Here is a 5,308-nt window from a genome sequence, read left to right on the forward strand (position 1 = left end):
AAGGAACGGACGCTTCCTTCGGACCGCCTTCCAGCGGAACCTCCGGGCGCTTCGTTCTTTCGTGTTTCCAGCTTATCAGATGTTTTCCGCTCCGTTTACCGGACCAAATTCCATCGAACTCGCTTTTTGCCGCCCCTCTCGGTGCGACTCCGGAACTCTACGGGCCCGGCCTCCGACAAGCAAATCGTCCCCGCCCGGGGTCCGGGCGGGGACGACGCGAGCAACGATCAGCGGACCTCGGTGATCTCCGGGCCGCGGGCGAACGGGTCGAGCGATGCACCGCCGAAGCGGGAGCCCTCGCCCTCGGTGTCACCGGGGCCGCCGTCGGCGACCATCTGGGCGTCCTCGGGGAGCTTCAGCACGATCGGGTCGCGCGGAGCCATCGGCCCGTCACCGCGGACGACCACGGTCTGGCGGAAGACCTGCTCGAGGACCCCGGCCATCTCGGGCTGCACCGCGGCCTGGCCGGAGATCACGCCACGCAGGAACCAGCGCGGGCCGTCACAGCCGACGAACCGGACCAGCTGGGCACCCTGGGTGCCGTCGGGCAGCTGGACGGGGACTTGGGCGCGGAGGTGCCAGCCCAGCGGGCCCTCGGTCTCCTCCACCAGGCCACCCTGCTGGGTGATGCCGGTGGCGATCTCCTCGCGGACCTCGCTCCAGATGCCCTCGGACTTCGGGGCTGCGAAGGCCTGCAGCTGGATAGCGCTGTTACCGAGGACCAGGGTGGCGGCCACGATCGCGTCGCCGGCCACCTCCACCCGCAGCTCCATGCCCTCGACACCGGGGACCAGCAGGCCGCCGAGGTCGACTCGGCCTTCCTGCGGGTTCTCCAGTTCGGAGATGTCCCAGGGTCCGTCGGGGCGCGGAGCCGGCGGCAGGCCGACCCGGTCCGCCGGGTCCTGCTCGGTCACGTTCTCGCTCTCGGAGTCGGCGGAACCTTCGACACCCTCGGCCGTCTCGTCGGCGCTGATGGCATCGTCGGCGAGCTGCTCGACAGCGTCCTCGCTCTTCTGGCGACGACGGAACACGGTCACTGTCCTTCCCGGTCCAAGACCCCGGTCCAAGACCGAAGCGAATACCTGCTCGGCTACTGCGAGCCGCGGGCATGCTAGACCGCGGCGTGACCACCCGTCGATCCGAACCCGCCCTCGGCGCGTGCCGACCCGGGCAGTTCCGTCACCTCGTGGAAACGCGCCTTCTCGACCTGCTGGATGACCAGCTGGGCGATCCGGTCCCCGCGACGGAAGCTGACCTTCTCGCGCGGATCCAGATTGACGACGATCACCTTGACCTCACCACGGTACCCGGCATCGACCGTCCCTGGGGCGTTCACCAACGCAACACCACAACGAGCTGCGAGCCCCGAACGCGGGTGCACGAAGGCGGCGTAACCGTCGGGGAGGGCGATGGCGATGCCGGTCGGGAGCAGGATCCGCTCCCCGGGCGCCAGTTCGGCGTCCACCGTGGTGCGCAGGTCGGCACCGGCGTCACCGGGGTGCTCGTACGACGGGAGCGGCAGCTCGGAGTCGAGCCGGGTAATCAGGACGTCTACCGGCTGGCGGACGGTGGGGCTCACGGGTTCACCTCGAAAGCTCTGGAGCGCTTCAACAGATCGGCGTCGTCGAGGGCCTGCTTGATGTCCTCGGGACGGCCGTGCTTGGTGAAGTGTTCCAGCTTCACCTGAATGAAGAGTGCCTGAGCCCGGATCGCCACCGGTCCGTCCGGGCCGCCGATCCGGCCTTCGGCGGCGCTGTAGATCTTGCGGCCGTGCACGCCGGTGATCCGGGCGTGGATGTACAGCTCGGCGTCGGCCGGGACCGGACGGAGGAAGTCGGTCTCCAGCCGCCCGGTGACGGCCGGGGTGTGCAGCAGCCAGTTCAGCGTGCCGAGCGTCTCGTCCATCGCCGTGGTGAGCACGCCACCGTGGGCCAGCCCGGGGCCGCCCTGGTGGCTGGGCTTGACCGTGAAGCGGGCCGTGACCTCCAGGCCCTCGCCCGCCACCGCGCTCAGCTGGAGCCCCTGGGGATGCTGCGGTCCGCAGCCGAAGCAGTGGTCGTAGTGCGAACCGAGCGGGGCGCCCGGAGCCGGGGCCTCGGGGGCCCTGGGCGGTACGACCGCGTCGGCGGGCGGAGTGGTCGGCGACAGGACGATGGCACCGGCGGCGGGCTCACCGGAGCCCCGAGGTGCGGGCGGGGAGACGACAGGTCCGTTCACACGCGCGACCCTACCGCCGAGTAGGTAAGGACGGACAGGAGGTTGCCGACTCCGGGCGGCCGAATCGGATATCCCGGACGCCCAGGTCAGAGCGGGGATGCCGGCGGAAGACGGAGCGGGTTGCCGGGGGCGGGGACGGGCCGGCCGCGGCCGGCGCACACAATGGGGGCATGTACGACGAACGCCTCACCGTTCCCCGCTCGTGGTGGCTGCTTCCGCTCGCGACCGGCCTCTCACTCGCGCTCATCGCGCTGCGCTTCAGCGCGGTGGCCGCCCTGATCGGACTGGTGGTCGGCATCGTGGCGGCCGCGGCGGCGCTGAGCGGCTACGGCTCGGCGCGGATCCGCGTGGTGCAGGGCTCGCTGGTCGCCGGGCAGGCCCGGATCCCGGTCGAGGCGCTCGGCGAGGCCCATCCGCTGGACCGGGACGCGGCGGTGGCCTGGCGCGGGGTGAAGGCCGATCCGCGTGCCTTCATGCTGCTGCGCAGCTACGTCCCGACCGCGCTGCGGGTCGAGATCACGGATCCGGCCGACCCGACGCCTTACGTCTACCTCTCGACCCGTTCGCCGGAGCGGCTGGCCGCAGCGCTGGCCAAGGCCCGCCAGGCCGCCCAGGGCTGACCAGCGCTCCGGGCCCGGAAACGGAGCAGGGACGGTTCCGCTGGCGCGGGACCGTCCCAGTACTCCGGTGAAGGGGTCGTGCGCAGGAGACTCCTGCCGGTGCGGCGTCGAGGACCGCGGTTTCTGCCTCCGGCCGGGGTGTACGAGGCCGGATGGGGCGTTCGCCGGGCCGACGGAAGCCGTCGGCCCCGGGGCAGGCCCGCATGGTGCCTATTCGCAGTCCCGGCAGATCGGCTGGCCGTTCTTCTCACCGGCGAGCTGGCTGCGGTGGTGCACCAGGAAGCAGCTCATGCAGGTGAACTCGTCGGCCTGCCGGGGAAGCACGCGGACCGACAGCTCCTCGTTCGACAGGTCGGCGCCCGGGAGCTCCAGGCCCTCGGCGGCCTCGAACTCGTCGACGTCGACGCTGCCGCCCGACTTCTCGTTCCGCCGAGCCTTCAGTTCTTCGATGCTGTCCTCGTTGAGGTCGTCATCGGTCTTGCGTGGGGTGTCGTAGTCCGTAGCCATTTTCGCTCTCCCCCTCTGGGTGTGTGCGGTATCTCCAGCGCACGTAACGCATGGGGGGCCGGTCTTGTGCCCGACCCGAGGCGGAGATTGTGCCTTACTTCAAGCCCCGTTACTCAATCGACACCCAGTAGCGGGCCCGTTGGAGTGATCGAGTACGGCTCCGGCCTTCTCACCCAGCGCTGCGGGGTCGTCGCGAAGCGGTCCGTGCGGCTGCCGCACCGCGCACCCGACGGACCTCCGGATGGTCGGCAACTCTCCTTGCAGTCAAGGGCGTTGACGACCGGCCGGCAATTCCGCGCAGCCGCCTCCCGACCGTCGCCGGTCGAGTCGACAGAGGATCCATCGATCACGCTGAGCAATCAAGTCATCATATCGCGCATTCGGGTGTGAGCTTGGTCACATCTGGGACGTTTCAGGCAAAATTCGGGAAAATCGCCCGTCGTGTGTCACCTTCCCGGCGGCGGACCCGCCGCCGTCCGAGGATGTCCGGACGGCGGCGGACGTCACCGGCGCCCGGCGTTGGCCGCCCGGCGCGCCAGCAGGGCGGCCTGCCGCTCTTCGAAGCGCACGGCCTGGGCGTGCAGACCCTCCAGGAACAGCCCCAGCTCCTCCTGGGCCCGGGCGCCCTCGGGACCCAGCCCGTCGACCTCCATCACCTTGAGGTGGCGCAGCACAGGCTGCAGCACGTCGTCGTGGTGGATCCGCAGGTTGTACACACCGCCGATGGCGATCTGGGCGGCGGCGCGCTCGAAGCCGGGGATGCCGTGGCCGGGCATCCGGAAGTCCGTGACCACGTCGGCGATGGCCCGCATGGCCTGGTCGGGAGCGAGCTGCAGGGCGGCCTTCAGCAGGTTGCGGTAGAAGACCATGTGCAGGTTCTCGTCGTTGGCGATCTTCGCCAACAGCTGGTCGACCAGCGGGTCGCCGGCGAAGTGGCCGGTGTTGCGGTGCGAGATGCGGGTGGCCAGCTCCTGGAAGGCCACGTACGCGACGGACTGCAGCATGCTGTGCGCGTTGTCGGACTCGAAGCCCGCCGACATGTGCGACATCCGGGCCCGCTCCAGCTCGACCGGGTCCACTGCGCGGGTGGCCAGCAGGTAGTCGCGGATCGCGATGCCGTGCCGGCCCTCCTCGGCGGTCCAACGGTGCACCCAGGTGCCCCAGGCGCCCTCGCGGCCGAACATGGTGGCGATCTCGTGGTGGTAGCTGGGGAGGTTGTCCTCGGTCAGCAGGTTGACGACCAGCGCGATCCGACCCAGCGGGGTGATCTTCGACTGCTCTATCGACCAGGCGTCGCCGCCGAGCACGCCGTCGAAGTCGCGGCCCTGGCTCCACGGCACGTACTCGTGCGGCATCCACTCCTTGGCCGCCTTCAGGTGGCGGTTGAGCTCGGTCTCCACCACCTCCTCCAGCGCGAGGATCAGCTTGGCGTCGGTCCAGGCCTTCGAGGCTGGGCGCTGCACGGGTGCGATGGTCACGACTGGTGCTCCTGGGGGCGGGCAGGGACGGGGGGACGCACTGGGAACCGGGGCGGGCCCCCTCGTGTCGGGCGGGGCCGCAACCGGGGCGGACCGGCCGGAACCGGGCAGCGGCGCCTCACCTACGGCTCCGTAGGTTACGTAACCGTAAGTTGTATCGGCAGCAAAAGACAAGCCGCCCCCAGCCAGGGCTTATGCCGTTTCGGCGGCCTGGCGGGGGGCGGCACCGGATGGTCCGCGCACGGAACAGAGCGGGCCCGCACCCGACCGGGTCGGGTGCGGGCCCGTGAGTGGGCACAGGTGGGCCGTTCAGCGGCCCTGAGGGGGTTCTCAGGCGCCGGGGATCCGCACCCGCATGGTCAGGCCGCCTTCCGGGCGTGCGGTGGCCTCGATGGCGCCGCCGTGCGCCCGGACCACCGAGCGGACGATGGACAGGCCGAGCCCGACGCCCTTGTCGCTGCGGGTGCGGTCGGCGCCCTTGACCCG

At 70.7% G+C, this 5,308-nt stretch carries 7 protein-coding genes; 1 reads left to right on the forward strand and 6 read right to left on the reverse strand.

Going from position 1 to position 5,308, the window contains the following annotated elements:
* Positions 1-227: 227 nt before the first annotated feature.
* From ABD369_RS39885 to ABD369_RS39895, 3 genes are all read right to left on the reverse strand, one after another.
* Positions 228-914, reverse strand: a complete 687-nt coding sequence (locus tag ABD369_RS39885; RefSeq protein ID WP_425557887.1) for a DUF3710 domain-containing protein — start codon at positions 912-914, stop codon at positions 228-230.
* 197 nt (positions 915-1,111) lie between these two features.
* Complete coding sequence (dut, locus tag ABD369_RS39890; protein WP_425557886.1) at positions 1,112-1,579, reverse strand: dUTP diphosphatase; 468 nt, start codon at positions 1,577-1,579, stop codon at positions 1,112-1,114.
* Positions 1,576-2,154 (reverse strand): PaaI family thioesterase, encoded by a 579-nt coding sequence (locus ABD369_RS39895; protein ID WP_344641550.1) that lies wholly within the window; start codon positions 2,152-2,154, stop codon positions 1,576-1,578. Before ABD369_RS39895 ends, dut begins: the two co-directional genes overlap by 4 nt.
* Positions 2,155-2,387: 233 nt before the next feature.
* On the opposite strand from ABD369_RS39895, the gene ABD369_RS39900 reads away from it, so the two are divergent.
* A complete protein-coding gene (locus ABD369_RS39900; protein ID WP_344641547.1) occupies positions 2,388-2,837 on the forward strand; it encodes a DUF3093 domain-containing protein in 450 nt (149 codons plus the stop codon).
* A 210-nt stretch (positions 2,838-3,047) separates the two neighbouring features.
* Here ABD369_RS39900 and ABD369_RS39905 read toward each other — a convergent pair whose 3' ends face one another.
* The 3 genes from ABD369_RS39905 to ABD369_RS39915 form a co-directional block, all read right to left on the reverse strand.
* Positions 3,048-3,344, reverse strand: a complete 297-nt coding sequence (locus tag ABD369_RS39905) for a DUF4193 domain-containing protein (RefSeq protein WP_344641548.1) — start codon at positions 3,342-3,344, stop codon at positions 3,048-3,050.
* A gap of 503 nt (positions 3,345-3,847) precedes the next feature.
* A complete protein-coding gene (locus ABD369_RS39910; RefSeq protein ID WP_344641549.1) occupies positions 3,848-4,822 on the reverse strand; it encodes an acyl-ACP desaturase in 975 nt (324 codons plus the stop codon).
* A gap of 330 nt (positions 4,823-5,152) precedes the next feature.
* Positions 5,153-5,308: ATP-binding protein (locus ABD369_RS39915; RefSeq protein WP_344641551.1), on the reverse strand; the 156-nt coding region annotated here is incomplete at its 5' end.

The organism is Kitasatospora cystarginea (assembly GCF_039533515.1).
Classification (GTDB): domain Bacteria; phylum Actinomycetota; class Actinomycetes; order Streptomycetales; family Streptomycetaceae; genus Kitasatospora; species Kitasatospora cystarginea.